At 47.8% G+C, this 18539-nt stretch carries 18 protein-coding genes; 10 read left to right on the top strand and 8 right to left on the bottom strand.

Annotated features, from left to right (window positions below; translation table 11 throughout):
• Positions 1-60: 60 nt before the first annotated feature.
• Both bamC and dapA read right to left on the bottom strand, forming a co-directional pair.
• A complete protein-coding gene (gene bamC / locus ACK5NH_RS09235; RefSeq protein WP_416919447.1) occupies positions 61-1158 on the bottom strand; it encodes an outer membrane protein assembly factor BamC in 1098 nt (365 codons plus the stop codon).
• Between the two features lie 3 nt (positions 1159-1161).
• Positions 1162-2046, bottom strand: coding sequence for a 4-hydroxy-tetrahydrodipicolinate synthase (dapA, locus tag ACK5NH_RS09240; RefSeq protein WP_416919449.1), 885 nt, complete (start codon positions 2044-2046; stop codon positions 1162-1164).
• Positions 2047-2218: 172 nt separating this feature from the next.
• On the opposite strand from dapA, the gene ACK5NH_RS09245 reads away from it, so the two are divergent.
• Both ACK5NH_RS09245 and bcp read left to right on the top strand, forming a co-directional pair.
• A complete protein-coding gene (locus ACK5NH_RS09245) occupies positions 2219-2770 on the top strand; it encodes a glycine cleavage system protein R (protein WP_011623102.1) in 552 nt (183 codons plus the stop codon).
• Between the two features lie 3 nt (positions 2771-2773).
• Positions 2774-3241, top strand: coding sequence for a thioredoxin-dependent thiol peroxidase (gene bcp / locus ACK5NH_RS09250; protein WP_416919451.1), 468 nt, complete (start codon positions 2774-2776; stop codon positions 3239-3241).
• Positions 3242-3421: 180 nt separating this feature from the next.
• On the opposite strand, the gene ACK5NH_RS09255 is transcribed toward bcp, so the two are convergent.
• Positions 3422-4036 (bottom strand): LysE/ArgO family amino acid transporter, encoded by a 615-nt coding sequence (locus ACK5NH_RS09255; protein WP_416919453.1) that lies wholly within the window; start codon positions 4034-4036, stop codon positions 3422-3424.
• Positions 4037-4148: 112 nt separating this feature from the next.
• Between ACK5NH_RS09255 and ACK5NH_RS09260 the strand changes: the two genes are divergently transcribed.
• Positions 4149-5066: a LysR family transcriptional regulator ArgP gene (locus ACK5NH_RS09260; RefSeq protein ID WP_416919455.1), complete on the top strand. Its 918-nt coding sequence runs from the start codon at positions 4149-4151 to the stop codon at positions 5064-5066.
• A gap of 129 nt (positions 5067-5195) precedes the next feature.
• Here ACK5NH_RS09260 and ACK5NH_RS09265 read toward each other — a convergent pair whose 3' ends face one another.
• Together ACK5NH_RS09265 and ACK5NH_RS09270 are read right to left on the bottom strand one after the other, a co-directional pair.
• Positions 5196-6296: an AI-2E family transporter gene (locus tag ACK5NH_RS09265; RefSeq protein WP_416919457.1), complete on the bottom strand. Its 1101-nt coding sequence runs from the start codon at positions 6294-6296 to the stop codon at positions 5196-5198.
• A 208-nt stretch (positions 6297-6504) separates the two neighbouring features.
• Positions 6505-6738 (bottom strand): sulfurtransferase TusA family protein, encoded by a 234-nt coding sequence (locus ACK5NH_RS09270; protein ID WP_109287608.1) that lies wholly within the window; start codon positions 6736-6738, stop codon positions 6505-6507.
• Positions 6739-6850: 112 nt separating this feature from the next.
• On the opposite strand from ACK5NH_RS09270, the gene ACK5NH_RS09275 reads away from it, so the two are divergent.
• The 4 genes from ACK5NH_RS09275 to ACK5NH_RS09290 all read left to right on the top strand — a co-directional run bounded on the left by ACK5NH_RS09275 (position 6851) and on the right by ACK5NH_RS09290 (position 11561).
• The gene (locus ACK5NH_RS09275) at positions 6851-8320 is read left to right on the top strand and encodes a M48 family metalloprotease (RefSeq protein WP_416919459.1); all 1470 of its coding nucleotides are present in this window, start codon (positions 6851-6853) and stop codon (positions 8318-8320) included.
• Between the two features lie 112 nt (positions 8321-8432).
• Complete coding sequence (gene arsC / locus ACK5NH_RS09280; protein WP_416919461.1) at positions 8433-8783, top strand: arsenate reductase (glutaredoxin); 351 nt, start codon at positions 8433-8435, stop codon at positions 8781-8783.
• Between the two features lie 47 nt (positions 8784-8830).
• Complete coding sequence (locus ACK5NH_RS09285) at positions 8831-9211, top strand: DUF2069 domain-containing protein (protein ID WP_416919463.1); 381 nt, start codon at positions 8831-8833, stop codon at positions 9209-9211.
• Between the two features lie 397 nt (positions 9212-9608).
• Entirely contained in the window at positions 9609-11561 is a 1953-nt protein-coding gene (locus ACK5NH_RS09290) for a hypothetical protein (protein WP_416919465.1), read from the top strand.
• A gap of 147 nt (positions 11562-11708) precedes the next feature.
• Here ACK5NH_RS09290 and hda read toward each other — a convergent pair whose 3' ends face one another.
• Both hda and ACK5NH_RS09300 read right to left on the bottom strand, forming a co-directional pair.
• A complete protein-coding gene (hda, locus tag ACK5NH_RS09295; protein WP_011622356.1) occupies positions 11709-12419 on the bottom strand; it encodes a DnaA inactivator Hda in 711 nt (236 codons plus the stop codon).
• A gap of 79 nt (positions 12420-12498) precedes the next feature.
• The gene (locus tag ACK5NH_RS09300) at positions 12499-13581 is read right to left on the bottom strand and encodes a DUF2066 domain-containing protein (protein WP_416919467.1); all 1083 of its coding nucleotides are present in this window, start codon (positions 13579-13581) and stop codon (positions 12499-12501) included.
• A gap of 215 nt (positions 13582-13796) precedes the next feature.
• On the opposite strand from ACK5NH_RS09300, the gene ACK5NH_RS09305 reads away from it, so the two are divergent.
• Positions 13797-15035, top strand: a complete 1239-nt coding sequence (locus tag ACK5NH_RS09305) for a uracil-xanthine permease family protein (RefSeq protein ID WP_416919469.1) — start codon at positions 13797-13799, stop codon at positions 15033-15035.
• A 165-nt stretch (positions 15036-15200) separates the two neighbouring features.
• Here the strand turns inward: ACK5NH_RS09305 and ACK5NH_RS09310 are convergent, their stop codons facing one another.
• Positions 15201-15533 carry a Grx4 family monothiol glutaredoxin gene (locus ACK5NH_RS09310; RefSeq protein WP_007649079.1) on the bottom strand — a complete coding sequence of 111 codons (333 nt, stop codon included), beginning with the start codon at positions 15531-15533 and terminating at the stop codon, positions 15201-15203.
• A gap of 226 nt (positions 15534-15759) precedes the next feature.
• Between ACK5NH_RS09310 and sodB the strand changes: the two genes are divergently transcribed.
• A complete protein-coding gene (sodB, locus tag ACK5NH_RS09315; RefSeq protein ID WP_416919472.1) occupies positions 15760-16344 on the top strand; it encodes a superoxide dismutase [Fe] in 585 nt (194 codons plus the stop codon).
• Positions 16345-16595: 251 nt separating this feature from the next.
• The gene (locus ACK5NH_RS09320) at positions 16596-18530 is read left to right on the top strand and encodes a PrkA family serine protein kinase (protein ID WP_011716674.1); all 1935 of its coding nucleotides are present in this window, start codon (positions 16596-16598) and stop codon (positions 18528-18530) included.
• Positions 18531-18539 lie beyond the last annotated feature (9 nt).

Consider the following 18539-nt stretch of genomic DNA (forward strand, 5'->3'; position numbering starts at 1 on the left):
GCTCAAATGGCAGGCACAAAAAAGGGCGATTAAATCGCCCTTTTGTTGACTGAGGTAGGATTAACGCAGTTTGCGCTCTTCTTTCATCAGGTTCGACAGTGACTGATACACATTGGTCACGACTTCATTCGACAGTGGTTGGTCTTCACCGTCGCGCAGCAGGATTTTGGTTTCCTCTGGGCTATCGCCGTCTTCAAGCAGTATGCGGTAACTGCCTTCCTTCAAGGCCAATTGCTTGTCGTTCCACAACGAACTCCAGAAACCAGAGTTGTCGGTAAACTTAATGAAGTAAAGCCCCTTGGCGCTGTCCATATCGGCAATTTCAAAGCCCATTTCTGGCAGCACGATACGCAGACGATCCCACACTTGTTTGTATGGCGCTTTCGCGGACCAGTAAGCAGCACCTTCTTCAGGCGTCACTAAATCCACATTGATCCCTAAGGTCTGCTTCAAACGGTTCGCTTGAATCGCTTGCTCTCGCTTCACACTCATGTAAGCGATAGAGCTGTTGAGCATGTCGATGGTGTAACGCTGTTTATCTTCACTGCTTAACAGGACATCTTGCTCTTTACCGTCGTAAAACTCTTGGTGTTCAACCAAGTGGATAACGATGTTAGCGGTACGGCCGTGCGGACGAGTTTCTACGTCGAAGCGAAAACGTTGGCGTAGCAAATATTCTTTATCCGAACCCCAGAAGCTAGACTCCAACACCTCACTGTTTTCAATCCAATCGGTTTCTATGCTGCCTTTATCGAAATCGCGATTGAGGATGTTGATACCTTGCTTAGCAAAGAAGCCATCCAAGTTAGTGAAGATCTCTTGCTTAAGGTCGACACTGTTATCAATCGATTCAACGACGATCTTGATGTTATCGCTGCCCTCTTCCACGTGTGTGCCTTCTGCCATTGGCAGCACTTGCAGTGGAGGACGGATATCGAGATTTTTACCAACCAGCGAAGTGTTTGCCTTTGGCCCTAAGTTAGGCACTTCAAATTCTTTATTATATGGCGGTGCTTTTAATCCCTCGGGGATCTTCAGCATTGGCGCTTGCTCGGCCTGCACATAGTCTTCACCGCCGTTAGCTTGACGACGCTCTAATGGCGAACTACAAGCTGCAACGGCAGCAACTAGGAACAGTGGGGTAACTTTCTTTAACATTAATTATTTAACCTCTATCTGGGCACGAGTCATTGCATCTAACAACAGACCATGACATTGCTCAGAAAGTTCAGTCAAAGGTAAACGAATATGGCCACACTCAATCAGTCCCATACGGTGAGCGGCCCACTTCACAGGGATTGGGTTCGCTTCACAGAACAGTGTGCTATACAGACCACGCAGCGGCTCATCGATGCTCGCCGCTAATTCGGCATTACCTGCAAGCGCGGCGTCGCACATGGCTTTAAAGGCTTTCGGCACTATGTTGTTGGCAACCGAAATTACGCCATTACCGCCAAGGAGTAAAAACTCTCTAGCTGTTGCGTCATCGCCGCTGTACAACATAAAGTCGTTACCACAAAGCTCACGTAAACGCTGCACTCGTGATACATCACCCGTAGCTTCTTTTACGCCGATGATATTGCTAACGCCCACTAATTCAGCCACGGTTTCGGGCTTCATATCAACCGCGGTGCGGCCAGGAACGTTATAGAGAATTTGAGGAATATCCGTGCTCGCCGCGACCGCTTTATAGTGCGCGACTAAGCCCTTTGGCGTGGGTTTATTGTAGTAAGGTGTCACGCCTAACATGGCGGCAACCCCTACTTTAGATAAAGACTTGGTGAGTTCGATAGCTTCAGATGTCGCATTCGCGCCATTGCCACCAATCACAGGAATACGGCCTGCGGCAAACTTAACCGTTTGCGCGACCACAGTAACGTGCTCATTCATTGGCAGAGTCGCTGACTCGCCGGTAGTGCCCACGGCGACGATGGCGTCTGTGCCTTGGTCAATATGGAATTCGACTAACCTTTCAAGACTTGCAAAATCTACTGAGCCATCACTGTTCATTGGCGTGATTAAGGCTACGATGCTTCCGTTTATCATCTGACTTCCCCAAAATTTCAGGATTCGCTATGGTACTGATGCCAACCATTAATGACAAGCACTAACGGGGCTCTCAAATTGAATTAGTTATGGTAGCATTATATCCCGCACAAAAACTCGGCACTCAGTCTCGAGTTTTCGCTCTATGATATCGAAAAAGTGAGGACAATTCATGACCAATTTCCTGGTCGTAACCGCAATGGGCGTAGACCGTCCTGGACTCGTAAGTAAACTAGCTCGACTTGCCAGCGACTGTGACTGCGATATCGTCGACAGCCGTATGGCATTATTTGGTAACGAATTTACCTTAATCATGATGTTGTCAGGTTCGTGGGCATCCATAACGAAAATTGAAAGCCTGCTCCCGAGTCTCAGTGTTGAATTAGAACTGATGACAGTGATGAAGCGCACCTCTAAACATACGCCGCAAAACTACCTTTCACGCCTTGAAGTGCGCTTTACCGGTAAGGATCAGCGCGGCACCATGAAGCTTATCACCCAGTTCCTCGCCGACCGTTCCTTAGACTTAGCCGCAGTACGCTCTTTCTCTGAAGAACTCGACAACGGTGAGCAAACCCAGACGATTTCGTTAACCATCAATATTCCTGAAAAAGTTGAACTAGAAAAGCTCGAAAAAAGTATCTATCAACTCTCTGAAGAAATGGCACTGGATTGCACCATTAGACGCATGGAAGGCACCCCCTCAAGAAGCGATAGAGGATAATTGATGAACACATTAACCGCTGGCGCGAAAGCGCCGCGATTTACCCTTCAAGATCAACAGGGTAATGCTGTTTCCCTACAAGAATGCTTAACGCGCGGCCCGGTTTTAGTCTACTTTTACCCTAAGGCTTCAACCCCTGGTTGCACAGTGCAAGCCTGTGGTTTACGTGACAGTAAAGCCGAACTCGACAGCCATAAAGTGATCGTGCTTGGCATTAGCCCAGATCCCGTGGCTAAATTAGCTAAGTTTGCGGAAAAACAGTCGCTTAACTTTACCCTGCTCAGCGATGAAGACCATAGCGTGGCCGATGCCTTTGGCGTGTGGGGCGAGAAAAAGTTTATGGGCAAAATCTACGACGGTATCCATAGATTGAGCTTCCTCATCAACACCGACGGCACCATTGCCCATGTGTTCGATAAGTTTAAAACCAGCGATCATCACCAAGTTGTACTGGCAAAAATTGCTGGTTAATTGCGCACTTTAGTGCCGCATTAATCCCTCGCGGCTCAACACTGCGCACAAAAAATTAGCAGTTGAACGCAAAAAGGCCCTTTATCAGGGCCTTTTTTCATGAAAAATTTTCAGCTTGCGTCTAAAAATCAACCTGATTTGTGGAATAAATTCAAGCGGATGCTACTTAATCACCCAAACTTATGCCAGATAAGGCCAAATAATTGCCGCGGCGATGCTCCACATGGTCAACCAAATAAAGCGGTCTAAGTATCGCCACGCCGCTGGGCGGCTAAATATCGGCGCCAATAAACGCGCACCAAAACTTAGGCTGAAGAACCAAATAAATGAAGCCAGTACCGCGCCCGCACCAAACCAAGGACGATGGGCATCTTCGAACTGAGTGCTAATGCTCCCCAGCAGCACGACTGTATCTAAATAAAGGTGTGGATTAAGCAGGCTGATCCCAAGTGTGGTCAGCATGGCCTTACGCAAAGTGTCGGCATTTTGCGCATTGCCCATCTCCATCCCTTTAGCGACAAACGAGGCCTTAAGTGCATTAGCACCGTACCAAATCAAAAAGGCGGCACCACCAAAACTGGCCACATGTTTGATGGTCGGGAAGGCTTCGATAATGTGCCCAAGCCCCGCCACACCCGCAGTGATCATTAAGGCATCGATGATTGAACAAAGCAGCGCAATCGGCAAAGGATAAGCTCGCTTAATCCCCTGCTTTAGCACAAAGGCATTCTGCGCCCCTACGGCAATAATCAAACTACCACCAATGCCCATACCTTGTATAAACGCCGTTTGCATAACTACCTCTCATGTCTGAAGAAGGCGCTAGCATAGACAAAACAACAAAATTAATATAACTAATGTTTTTTATGTATCATAAGTAAAATTAATAATTTTAAGGACGGCAATCATGTTGGAATACGCCAATCTTAAAGCGCTTGCGGTCGTCGTCTCCGAAGGCGGCTTCGAGCGCGCCGCCAAGGTGTTGCATATTACGCAATCGGCAGTGTCACAGCGTGTCAGGCAATTAGAAGAACGAGTCGGCCAATCCTTACTAATCCGCTCAACGCCCGTGGTGGCAACTCCCACGGGTAAACGTTTAGTGCGCCACTATTCACAGGTGCAATTGCTCGAGAGCGAGTTGAGAGCCGAGTTAGATGCCGATGACCCAAACCATCCCACGACAGTGCGGATTGCCGTCAATGCCGACAGTTTAGCGACATGGTTTTTGCCCGCCTTGGCCGATATGTTCAGCCGCCATGCTTGGCTGCTGGAATTGATTGTCGATGATGAGTCCTACACCCATCACCTATTGAAAAACGGTGAGGCCGTCGGTTGTGTGACTACAACGGCCAACCCGATGGCCGGTTGCAGCAGCGAGTTTTTAGGGACCATGGAATATATGTGTGTCGCCACCCCGGCATTTGCAGCACGTTATTTTGAATGGGCAGAAAATAGCGATGATGTCGGCGCTCAAATTACCCAAGCGCAGCTCGCGAAAGCCCCGGCCGTGGTGTTTTCTACTAAAGATAAAATGCATGAAAAGTACCTCGCCCAGTATTTCCAAATGTTGCCAGGCCAATGGTGGCAACACAGCATTCCCTCATCGGAGAGTTTTTTAGAGGCGATTAACTTAAGTCTGGGTTATGGTTTAGTGGGACACTTACAGGCAAAACCTTTGATAGACAAAGGCCTATTGATTGAACTCACCCCAGAAAAACGCATTCGGGTGCCCCTCTATTGGCAACATTGGAATATAAAAGCCAAGCAAACGACCTTAGTGTATCGCGCCCTTGCCGCCACCGCGCAACATCTATTACAGCAATGATGAGTGCCGCAATCGTTAGTACAACAAACAATGATTAGTACAAATAGTTAGTGGATAAAAAAACTGAGCACTCTGGCTCAGTTTTTATCTATTAGCTTTTACCTATCAGTTTTATCTACTGCCAACGGCTTAGGCTTCTGCCGAATCCGCCTTCACCTTTGTTATCGCTACAGGTTCAATCTCGGTTTTCGGCCAAGCATTGATCACCGCTTTCACCAAGGACGCCAATGGGATGGCAAAGAACACGCCCCAAACGCCCCATAAACCGCCAAACACTAACACGGCGGCAATGATGATGACTGGGTGTAAATCCACCGCATCGGAAAACAAAATAGGCACCAGCACGTTACCATCTAACGCCTGAATAATGCCGTAACCTAACATCAAATATCCAAACTCAGAGCTAAAGCCCCACTGGAAGAAGGCCACCAACATGATGGGCAAGGTGACTAAGGTCGCGCCCACATAGGGAATGAGCACAGACAAACCGGTCAACACCCCGAGTAAAGCCGAGTATCTCAGCCCCATAAAGGCAAAGAAGATGTAGCTCGCTACTCCGACAATCACAATCTCAATCACTTTACCGCGAATATAGTTGAAGATCTGCTGGTGCATCTCGAACCACACCTTGCGGGCAAGCTGTCGATTAGTAGGGAAAAAACGTTTACTGCCACTGATCAGTTGGTCTTTATCCTTCAGAAAGAAAAACACTAATAAGGGCACTAAAATGGCGTACACCATCAGCACCAATAACGAGGCCGAATAACCTATCAGTTGCTTGGCAATATCGAGCAGATGCTGGGTATCGAGCAGTTTTTTAAGCTCGGCGACCATTAAATTGAGCTGCTCAGAGCTTACAAACTGCGGATACTGGGTCGCTAATCCCTGCAAGGTTTGTAATCCCTTGTCGATCATACTAGGCAAATCTGTCATCAAGCTCACGCCTTGGCGCCACACACTCGGGATAAGGCCAAAGGTCAGCAGCACCACTATCCCTAAAAACAGCACGAGTACTAAGGAAGCGCCCGTCGTGCGATTAATCCCCAATTTCAGCATTTGCGCCACGGGCCATTCGAGTAAAAAGGCCAGCACTAACGCCACGAGTAACGGCGCTAATAAGCCACCCGCAAAATACAACACTAGGGCAAGGCCGACGAGAATGGCGAGCAACGTCACCGCCTGAGGATCGCTAAAGCGCTCTTGATACCAACGAGAGAAAAAACTAAACATGAATTCGTTCCAATGAGGTGATTGGCTTTCCGAAAACGCAGGAAAGATGCTTATGCTTTGGTGGTTAACCTTATCGCATCCGTTTTACTGTGTATATGCTTGAAAATCAGTTAACTGCTACCTATGACCGACACGCCTAGGCGAAGTTTCAATCAACGATGCCAACTGGCCATTTTTCCTGAGGCATTGAATCATGCTTTGGGCGTGCTTAGCCCTGCGATAAATCAACTTTTGTGATTAATAGCCCTAATTGGCTGGCGTCATCTTGCAATGTCACGACTGTATGCCCCTGTTTTTTAAAAAACGCGGGAACATCTCGGCGGGAACCTGGGTCTGAGAGTAGGATATGTAAGCTGTCGCCAGCAGACACGGACTTCAACGCAAGTTTGACCTTAACCAAGGGAACGGGGCAGCGAAATGATGTTAAATCAATAAAAATCATAATGAACTTGCTATGAAGGAACTTGGGCTATTATCCTAAGTTGCAACTCAAACTACAAGCTAAGCGCTACCCTAGCCTTAGTTGAGACACTTAAAAGAATTAAAGGATCCACTTGCGTAACTTGACGTTTTTGACCCGATGTAAACCCCTTGCGGCGAGTGTGCTTTCATTAATGTTACTCGGTGGAGCCGCAAAGAGTTTTGCCAACAACGACTTGCCCGACTTGGGCACCGCCGCCGTCAATACCTTCAGCCTAGAAAAAGAAATGGTCTACGGTGATGCCTATATGCGCGTTATTCGCTCATCGGCCCCAATGCTGAACGATCCGGTATTGAGCCAATATTTAACTGAACTGGGCAACAAATTGGTCGCCCACGCCACGGGAGTCAAAACGCCCTTTTATTTTTTCTTACTGCAAAACGATGAAATCAACGCCTTCGCCTTCTTCGGCGGCCACGTTGCAGTACACACTGGGCTATTCCTTAACGCCGATAACGAAAGTGAACTGGCCTCAGTACTCGGCCACGAAATTACCCACGTGACCCAACGTCACTTGGCGCGCTCACTCGAAGCCCAGCAAAAAAGTGGCCCTGCGACAGTTGCGGGCTTACTCGGGGCGATTTTATTAACCATCGCCGTTCCTCAGGCAGGGATGGCCGCGCTGGCAACCACTCAAGCCATGGCGACCCAATCAAAAATCAACTATACCCGTCTGCATGAAAAAGAAGCCGACCGGATCGGCATGCAAATTTTAGTTGATGCGGGCTTTGACCCCAATGCGGCCGCCGATTTCTTTGGCAAACTCGCCAGTCGCTACCGTTTTACCACCACGCCACCGCAAATGTTGCTGACTCACCCATTACCCGAGTCACGGATCTCCGAGGCGCGGGATCGCGCCCACCAGTATCCGCACCGCTATGTGCCGGATAATCTGAACTTCCAGCTCGCTAAAGCCCGTATTCAGGTGCGCTTTTCCAGTTACAGCGATGATGCCGTATTGAGCATGTTTGAAAAACAGCTCAATAAGCAAACCTACGGTTTTAAAGAGGCGGCCCTCTACGGTAAAGCCTTAGCATTGTTTAGATTGAAGAAGTTTGATGAGTCCGAAAAGATTATCGATGATCTATTAAAAATCGATGATAACAACTTGTTTTACATTGATACCAAAACTGATTTGCTCAACGAGCGCAAGAATTATGCCCAAGCGACTAAGTTACTCGAAGCGCAGCGTAAGATGAAACCTACATCGCAGGTGATTAACGCGAACTTAGCCAATATTTATATTGAGGCAGGTGAGCCAGCTAAGGCTATCCCGCTATTGGAAGATATGATTTTCCTGGATAAGCAAAATCAACTGCCCTATCAACTGCTCAATCTTGCCTATAAAAAATTGGGTAATCAGGGCATGGAGTATTTTTCCAATGCTGAATTAATGGCGCTGGGGGCTAACTATAAAGGGGCAATCGATCAGCTGAACTTTGCCTACCGCGCCTCAGAAGGAAATCAATTACAGCTAGCACGAATCGAAGCCCGTATCCGCCAATTTAAACAAGCGGATAAAGAGATGGATGCGCTGAAGTAAAATCAGCCATTTTATCTCTATCGCTTATAATCGCGCCCCGAACACCCTGACGGGGCGCTGTTTTTTCTGCTATCATCCGCGCCATTGTTTTAGCCGATTGAGCATGAGCACTATGACACAAGCAACGATTTACCATAACCCACGTTGTTCAAAGAGCCGTGAAACCCTAGCCCTTCTCGAGCAGCGAGGCTGCGATATCACAGTAGTGGAATACCTTAAGAATCCTCCAAGCGCCGCTGATATCCGTGGGATTTTAGCCACACTCAAACTCAGCGCCCGAGAGTTAATGCGCACTAAGGAAGACGAGTATCAAGCACTGGGACTCGCCAATCCTGCATTAACCGAAGATCAACTTATCGAAGCCATGGTCAAGACGCCAAAATTGATTGAGCGCCCAATAGTACTGGCCAATCAACAGGCTGCCATTGGTCGTCCACCGGAAAATGTACTGAACATTCTCTAATCTTCGGCCATTTCACCATCATTCGATGCGATTAAGATAGGAACATCATGACCTCAAGCACTCTGCTGACACTGAACCGTTTAGGCTATCTTGCCCTCGTTCTCCTGCTGGGCGGTTGGTTTATTGGTCAGGGCATCAATGGGGAATACACCTTATTATTCAGCCTACTCTGGCTAGTGCCTTTATTGTTGCCTCTAAGAGGCATTTTAAAGGGCAACCCATACACCTACGCTTGGGCCAGCTTTATTTTATGCTTATATATGCTGCACGCCCTCACCTTGCTGTATGTCACGACCGATGCATTGGCCTTTGCCATTATTGAAGTCCTGCTGATTGGTGCGCTGTTAGTCGCGTTCCCGTTTTATGCTCGCATCCGTGGACGTGAACTCGGCCTAGGTCTTAAGAAAAAGTCCGACAAGCAAGACTGATACTCAGATCCAATCAATCTCATCGCTGGCAGCGGACAGCAAGTCACGATTAGCCAGTACCGATGAGCAAGTTCCGATTAACAAGCGCGGTTCGGTTTTAATACCGCTCCGCGCTCTTTATTTCGAGTAGTTGTGATTAGAGAAGCCGTGATTCGAAACATCATGATTCGATAAAGCTGCCCCACTTTTAAAATCTTCACTCACAGCCAAAAACGCTGCTGTATTAATCCCTTGTCGGTACGGCTCCAACTCCGCAAACTGACAACATTTAACTTACCTTTCATCACTTTTTGTAACCAAAAGAGCGTGCTATAGTCGGTCGATATGCCAAGCTATGACGGCAAACCAAGCTAGTCATACTACAAAAACAATAATATAGCGTTAATTGGAGTGAGTCATGATGGAAAAATGGGTTCCAATACGTCGATTAAGTATTATCGCGGCAGCCGTCGCACTGAGCGCCTGTGGTGGCGGAGGTGGAGATAATAGTGATGGTGGTACAGTCACCCCACCAACCACTAACGTGCCACGCTGCGCCACCGTCAGTCCGCTCATCACCACAGACTCAGGCGCCATCCGCTTTAAAACTGAGCCCCAATATGTGGCGGGACAATCCAGTGCCATTATTGCCAGCCTCGGTAATCGCGATTCACAGGATCTCACCTTCCGCTGGCAGCAGTTGGAAGGCCCAAGCATTCAACTCGTGAGTCAAAATAGCCCTGTATTAGCCTTCGATATTCCCGCAGCAGGCAGCTATCGTTTTAGCCTACAAATCAGCGGCAGCAATATCGATGAGACGGGTGAGATAGCGATCAATGCCGACAGCAACGCGGGGGGAATGCTGAATATTCGTCAAGATCATCAAGCCGTTGAGGGTAATGATGTGAGCCTACGAATCGCTCAGCAAGCGGGCCTTAGTGCATCAAGTATCAATTGGTGTATCGCCGAGGGTCCCGATGTCAGACTCGATCTTAGCGATAGCTTTAGACCTCTGTTTACCGCGCCCACTGTTGCTCAAGATACCTTAACTCGCCTAAGGGCATCGGCCACGATTAACGGTAATGTCGTGACAGACGAAGCCTATGTGCTCACCACGGCTACTCCCACGATAAGCTCAACCTACTTCGATACACCTGTGGCACGCACCCACGCTTATCATCCCGCCTCTCCCTATGCTAGTACATTAACGAGCTGTGTGTACTCAAATCAGTTAAAAGAAGCTTGTACTATCAATCAATTGCCGCTAATCGGCCAAGTCTCAAATACGCTCGATGTCGACACGATTCTCGATCGCGTCTTAGTGTCCCACGATTGGATGGGAGACAATTTCGCCGCATTCTTACGTCAAATGGACCCAAGCAGCGATTTTGCCCGCCTACTACAATCGGTCACCGCCGTGGTGATCAGCTATGATGTGCGCCCCTCATTTTATTGGGTGGTTACAGGAGCGATTTATCTCGACCCTAATGATTTATGGCTCACTCCAGCACAGCGCGACACCATTAACGAGGCGCCAGATTATCGTAGCGACTTTGGCAGTGAACTCAATTTCATCATGCCATGGCGTTACGTTAAAAATAACCAATATGCTTCCCAGGGCTTCCCAATCACGACGCGCGCCACGCGCACGCTCAACCAAATTAATCCCGATCTCGCCTCACTCTTGTACCATGAGCTCGCCCACGCCAATGACTTCTTCCCAAGAAGCATACACATCACGCTCACAGGCCCAAGATTGTTGGACGATTATAGCCGCAGAAATGCCAATAAGAGTTTGATATCCGATCAAGTGAGTCGCAGTTATCCCCTCATCAGTACCGAAATGACGGGCCTTGCAGCCGTGAGCTTCTTAGGCGCAAAAGCGACAACGACTCAAAAAGCCTATCAACCTTCGGATGTGAGTACATTTTTCTCCGGTGACATCGCCAATGACTTTTACAACTATTCCAGTACCCGCGAAGACACGGCGATGCTGTTCGAAGAAGCCATGATGAGTTATCGCTATCAGATCCAGCGCGATGTGGCCGTCACTAACCTGCCCGAAGTGATCACGGCAGATACAGTGATTGTTGAGTGGGGACAAAGGGGCCGAATTGGCGATGATAGTCTGGCGAACCGCGCAGCCTTGGTGATCGATGGCATGCTGCCAGAGCTTGACGGTATCAGCCTACTCACGAGCCTGCCGGACCCCATTGCCATGACTCAAGGCCAAAGCTGGCGCCAAACCCTTGGGATTTCACCCAATACCAACACAGTGAAAGGATCACAGTCTATAGCGCCCAGTGGCGAAACGCTTACCGAGCCAGAGCTACGTTTCAGTGGCGACCGTCACCGCCATCCACAACAGTGATCAGGATTGCTAAGCAAGCAGATAGACTAGGCTAAAGCCCTTTATCACACCTAGCTTAGAGATGAAGTGAGATAAATAGAGACAAAAAGCCCGTCGTATGCAACGGGCTTTTTGTTAACACTGCCTAGCTAATCACAGAAAATGCAATTACAAGTGCAGCATTTCTTTGGCAAAAGGAATAGTGAGCTTACGCTGATGCACGAGGGACGCCTTATCCAGTTTATCTAATACATCGAACAAGGTACGAAGGTCTCTGGCCATACGATTAAGTAAGAATCGGCCCACATCTTCTGGCAACTGTAATCCGCGCATTGCCGCACGGCGTTGCAGTGCCGCTAACTTTTCATCATCAGCCATGGGTTGCAGCTGATAATTGAGTCCCCACTGCATTCTAGAGACTAAATCGGGTAGTAAGAAACCAGCATCCGCGGGGGCCGAGCGACCGCTGACCACCAGCGCACAACGCTTGTTCTCGGCGACACGATTGTACAAATCGAATATGGCTTCTTCCCAAATCGGGTGACCCGCAATATCGTCCACATCGTCGATGCAGATCAAATCGAGCTGCTCCAAGCCTTCCAACAAAGCGGTTGAGATACTCGCATGGATCCCAAGGGGAAGGTAAAAACTGCGGCGGTCGAGTTCATTCGCATGGGCACAGGCAGCGTGCATTAAGTGGGTACGTCCCGATTTAACCGGCCCCCATACATAAATGGCGGCCTCACCTTGGCCTTCGGCATTGGCACGTAATTTTTGAATAAGTTCATCATTACCCGCTGCCGGATAATAACTGTTAAAGGTTTCATCATCCGGTAAGTAAACCGGTAATGACAGTTGTAGCGGTGAGTTTAATGGCACTCGTACGTCTCAATATCAATAAATTATCGACTCCCCCACGGGACTGAGCACAGGCATGCCCAGCCACGGCGAGGGAAGTTTAAGGTAACCGCCATTGATAGACAGTTTTACCCGCAGGGCTAGTACCAGCAGAAAATTCCCCTGGCGCTACCACCGAAATTCGCGGCTCTAGACTCAGTAAACGCTCAAAGTCGGTCTGTGAGCCAAATAAATCCAAGGAAAACGTCGCTGTATTGCCTTGGATGCGCGACAAGGTCGCACTCTTAACTGCGCTGAGTTGCTTTAAGTATTTTTCGACTTCAACCAGTTGCGCCATTTTATCAATGTTCACAAAGGTCACACTGGCACCGACTTGCTCACCCGAATCGGCGATGGCGTATTTAGTGAAATAGTAATCCCCTAGGGAGCCCATCATGGCAGTGATCGCCTGCGCGCTATTTTCTGCCGAGCCATTAAAGCTAAACAGTGGCGGCGTTAACGAGTCAATTGTGGCTTTGGTGTACAGATTTAAGCGATAACGCACCTGATTTCCCGCAGGTTCTATGGCCACAAGGGCTAAGAAATCGGCTTGATAGCGACCAGACACGCTTGCAACTATATCTGCAAACATACCTTTAACATCATTTGGATTGATACCCATCATCTCATCGAGATCGAGGATGGGTAGCAAAACAGGAATACCCCGCTCATCAGAGAAAGTGTTAAATGCCTGACGCTCAGCTAAGGTCGATGAATCACTCAGTAAAATCGTGTCACCTTCACTTGGCATCGCAACCCAAAAGAGCGTCAATGGACGTTGAATGCCCCACACTGGTAATTGGGCCTGGCGTAACAGGGTAATAATGCGGCGATGCTCAAAGTTTGCTTTTAGCAGCAGTTGTCCATTTTGCTCCAGATAACCATATTGGCTGAGGAGTGCATCGGGATTGGCCAGTTGCGATTGGATAACGCCGTTATCCAAAGAGCGTGCTGTCCCGGTATTCTTAATGATCACTTTTTCAAGCGCGGTTTTAAGGGCTTTATTCCGCTCAGGCACTGCGCGGGAAGCCACTGGCACATCGGCTTCATCTAATTTACTCACTTCAACAGCTTGCAGGCTATTAACGGTAAACAGGCAGTATAAAAACGCGAGTAAGCTTGGCTTTAATAGGAATTTCAGCATCTTTGAGTAGTTGAAGTAACGTCAGATAGTACAAATTGTACCATAGTTAGCGCCTTTAGCGAGTCTTGGGGAGGTTTCAACCACGGATTAAGTGCCACAACTCGCTTTGGCAATAAAACAGTGATCCTCACCCACAAACGAGGCATTTTATGAGGAACATAGAACAACAAACTGTTATAATCTCGCGGTTTACCCTAAATTCACGAGAATAATAAATGAAAAGACTCGCTATTCCACTTCAGGGCGCACAAATGCTGTTTGTTGCATTTGGCGCCCTAGTGCTAATGCCACTACTTACAGGGCTGGATACCAGTGTCGCCCTGTTTACCGCGGGTATTGGTACCCTACTGTTTCAATTAATCACGAAACGCCAAGTCCCTATCTTCCTTGCGTCCTCCTTCGCTTTTATTGCGCCTATTCTCTACGGAGTACAAACTTGGGGGATCCCGTCAACCATGGGCGGTATCATTGCCGCGGGCCTAGTGTATATCCTCCTCGGCGCGTTAGTTAAAGTGCGCGGCACAGACTTTATCCATCGACTGCTACCACCCGTGGTGGTTGGCCCAGTGATTATTATCATTGGTTTAGGCTTAGCGCCTGTGGCGGTGAATATGGCACTGGGTAAAAGTGGTGATGGCAGTTTAACATTAGTCCCAACCAATACTGCTTTGGTTATTTCCCTCGCCTCACTTTGTACCACCATAGCCGTCGCTATTTTTGCCAAGGGATTACTCAAGGTCATGCCCATTCTGGCGGGTATTGTTGTGGGTTATGGGCTGAGTCTTGCTTTTGGTATCGTTGATTTTGCCGTGGTCACAGCGGCAAGCTGGATTGCTATCCCGAAATTTGTAGCTCCGGAATTTAACTGGCATGCAATCGCCTTTATGATCCCAGTCGCGATTGCGCCTGCGGTTGAACATATTGGTGACATCCTTGCGATTTCCAATGTCACGGGTAAAGACTTTATGAAAAAACCCGGTCTGCACCGTACCTTAACCGGTGACGGCGTCGCGACGATTGCTGCAGCGGCCTTCGGCGGTCCACCCAATACGACCTATTCAGAAGTCACTGGCGCGGTGACCTTAACTCGTAACTTTGACCCAAGGATCATGACCTGGACGGCGATCACCGCTATTACCTTGGCCTTCGTGGGTAAATTAGGCGCCCTAATGCAAACCATTCCAGTCCCTGTGATGGGCGGCATTATGTGTTTGCTATTTGGTTCTATCGCCGCGGTAGGCTTAAATACTCTAATCCGTAATCATGTGGATTTGTCCGAACCACGTAACTTAAGCATTGTGGGTGTCACCCTGGTCTTCGGTATTGGTGGTATGGCGTTTGGTATTGGCTCCTTCAGCCTCACGGGCATCAGCCTCTGTGGTATTGTGGCCATTACCATGAATCTGCTATTACCTGCGAGCAAACACCACGAGCGTGACGTTGCATCACACTAAACTTGTGGGTTTTCGCACTGAGTTTGAATCTAAGTGCGCTGCGTCATTTGGCTTAAAGCATGATTAATTGCCGAGTCCTAGCTCAGTGATTAGGCGATAAAAAAGCCGCTAAGTGATTTACTTAGCGGCTTTTTTGTTACTATTTCATCACTCTCTTAGACGTGATTACTCAGCGGTTTTGTATTTTTCAGCAGTCGCTTTGATTAACGGCTGTAATTCGCCTTTTTGGTACATATCAACCACGATATCACAACCACCAATCAGCTCGCCTTCAATCCACAATTGTGGGAAAGTTGGCCAGTTTGCATACTTAGGTAATTCAGCACGGATATCTGGGTGCTGGAGAATATCCACAAATGCAAACTGCTCGCCGCAGTTGATCATGATTTGTGCTACCTGAGATGAAAAACCACAGCTTGGTAATTTAGGAGAACCCTTCATGTATACGATGATTGGGTTTTCAGCGATTTGCTGTTTAATTTTCTCTACTGTTTCCATTTTAATTCCTAAGTACGATGACATTGACTCAATGCCGCTATTGTACGACAGCTAGGCACAGAACAAAATCCCACAGTTTGTAAGGTTATGCCCTACAATTAGTTTTTCGATGACGCCTATCTAATCAATTAGCCAAACAATGATTCACATCACAAATATTATCGGTACAATAGAGCGCAGTGAGCACGTTTAAAAAACGATAACCTAAGACCATGGAGAGATACTAATGGCTTTCGAATTACCCGCATTACCATATGCAAAGAACGCACTAGAACCACACATTTCTCAAGAAACCATTGAATACCACTACGGCAAGCATCACAACACCTACGTTGTTAAGCTAAACGGTTTAATCGAAGGAACCGATTTCGCAGGTAAATCTTTAGAAGAGATCATCAAGACTTCTACTGGTGGCGTATTTAACAACGCAGCTCAAGTTTGGAACCACACTTTCTACTGGAACTGCTTAGCGCCTAACGCTGGCGGTGAGCCAACAGGTTCTGTGGCTGATGCCATCAATGCTGCATTCGGTTCATTCGACGCATTCAAAGCACAATTTACCGATTCTGCGGTAAACAACTTTGGTAGCGCTTGGACTTGGTTAGTGAAAAAAGCCGATGGCACTGTAGCTATCGTTAACACTAGCAATGCTGCAACCCCTCTTACTGACAGCACAGTGACGCCAATCCTGACTGTTGACGTGTGGGAACACGCTTACTACATCGATTACCGCAACGTACGTCCTGACTACTTAGCCCACTTCTGGCAATTAGTTAACTGGGACTTCGTTAACCAAAACTTCGCTGGTTAATCGCTGCTAAGTCATTCCTAAAAAGAGCCCAAGTGGCTCTTTTTTTATGGCCTCAACAATCATTCACCTTTGCCCTTTCGCCGAACGTAGCCCAATAGCTACAAGTGCAATAATTGCAATTGCAATCATTTGTTATTGTTTTTATTTGATATTTTTTTGACACAGCTGGCAAGTTTGTGTCTAAGATTAGTGTAGGAAGCTGAAAAATCAGTTATCCATCCATGACATCACTGGCGTTTCAGGGGGTTTATATGGGCATTTTCGAGCATTACCAAAAGCGCTACGAACAAAAACTCGATGAAGAATACACTTTGCAAGAATACCTCGATATCTGCAAAGAAGATCGCAGTGCTTATATGTCAGCGTCCGAGCGATTACTGCTTGCCATCGGCGAAGCCGAAATTATTGATACCGCGAAAAATCCAACCCTAAGCCGTATCTTTTCGAATCGTCTCATCTCACGCTATCCCGCCTTTAAAGACTTTTACGGTATGGAAGATGCGATTGAACAAATCGTCGCCTACCTAAAACACTCGGCCCAAGGCTTAGAAGAATCGAAGCAGATTTTATACTTACTCGGCCCTGTGGGTGGCGGTAAGTCATCATTGGCGGAAAAACTTAAAGCCTTGATGCAAAAAGTGCCAATTTACATTCTCAGTGCCAATGGCGTGAGAAGCCCGGTGAATGACCACCCCTTCTGTCTCTTCGATGTCGAAGAGGACGGCCAGCTGCTGCGGGATGAGTTTAATATTCCCACCCGTTATCTAAAAACCATTATGTCGCCTTGGGCGGTGAAACGTCTGCACGAGTTTGGCGGCGATATTTCAAAATTCCGCGTGGTCAAGGTCTATCCCTCTATCCTCGACCAATTGGCGATTGCCAAAACCGAGCCTGGGGATGAAAACAACCAAGATATTTCCTCCTTGGTCGGTAAGGTCGATATTCGTCAGCTAGAGCATTTCTCGCAGGACGATGCCGATGCTTACGCCTACTCGGGTGCGCTCTGCCGTGCAAACCAAGGGATGATGGAGTTCGTGGAAATGTTCAAGGCGCCGATTAAGGTGCTACACCCACTGCTCACTGCCACCCAAGAAGGTAACTATAACGGCACCGAAGGCTTATCCGCCCTGCCCTATAGCGGTATCATTTTGGCGCACTCTAACGAGTCAGAATGGTCAACCTTCAAAAACAATAAGAACAATGAAGCGTTTCTCGACAGGGTTTATATTGTCAAAGTGCCCTATTGCCTGCGGGTATCGGAAGAATTGCAGATTTACAAAAAATTACTGCAAAACTCCGAGTTGTCCCAAGCCCCTTGTGCACCTGGTACCTTAGAAACCTTAGCGCAATTTAGTGTGCTCTCGAGGATAAAAACACCTGAAAACTCCTCCATCTACTCTAAGATGCGGGTCTATGATGGTGAAAGCCTTAAAGATACCGATCCTAAGGCCAAATCCTACCAAGAGTACCGCGACTACGCAGGTGTTGATGAAGGTATGAACGGTCTTTCTACCCGTTTCGCCTTCAAGATCCTGTCGCGGGTATTTAACTTTGACCACTCAGAGATTGCCGCTAACCCTGTCCATTTGTTCTATGTACTCGAACGCCAAATCGAGCAGGAACAATTCCCCGGCGATACCGCCGAACGTTATCTGGAGTTCTTAAAAGGCTATTTAATCCCTAAATATGTCGAATTTATCGGTAAGGAAATCCAAACAGCGTACTTAGAGTCCTACTCTGAATACGGCCAAAATATCTTCGACCGTTATGTCACCTACGCCGATTTCTGGATCCAAGATCAGGAATACCGTGACCCCGAAACTGGCCAATTGTTTGACCGCTCGGCACTGAATGCCGAACTGGAGAAAATCGAAAAACCTGCGGGGATCAGCAACCCTAAAGATTTCCGTAATGAGATCGTTAACTTTGTCCTGCGCGCCCGCGCAAGCCATGAGGGCAACAATCCACTCTGGACCAGCTACGAAAAACTACGCACTGTGATTGAGAAGAAAATGTTCTCAAATACAGAGGACTTATTGCCTGTAATTTCCTTTAACGCCAAAACCTCGACTGACGATCAACGTAAACACGATGATTTTGTTAATCGAATGATGGAGAAAGGCTATACCAAAAAACAAGTCAGACTGCTGTCTGAGTGGTATTTACGGGTTCGTAAATCCTCTTAACTTGCGCTC

Origin of the sequence: Shewanella sp. (assembly GCF_047975355.1) — a bacterium.
GTDB lineage: Bacteria > Pseudomonadota > Gammaproteobacteria > Enterobacterales > Shewanellaceae > Shewanella.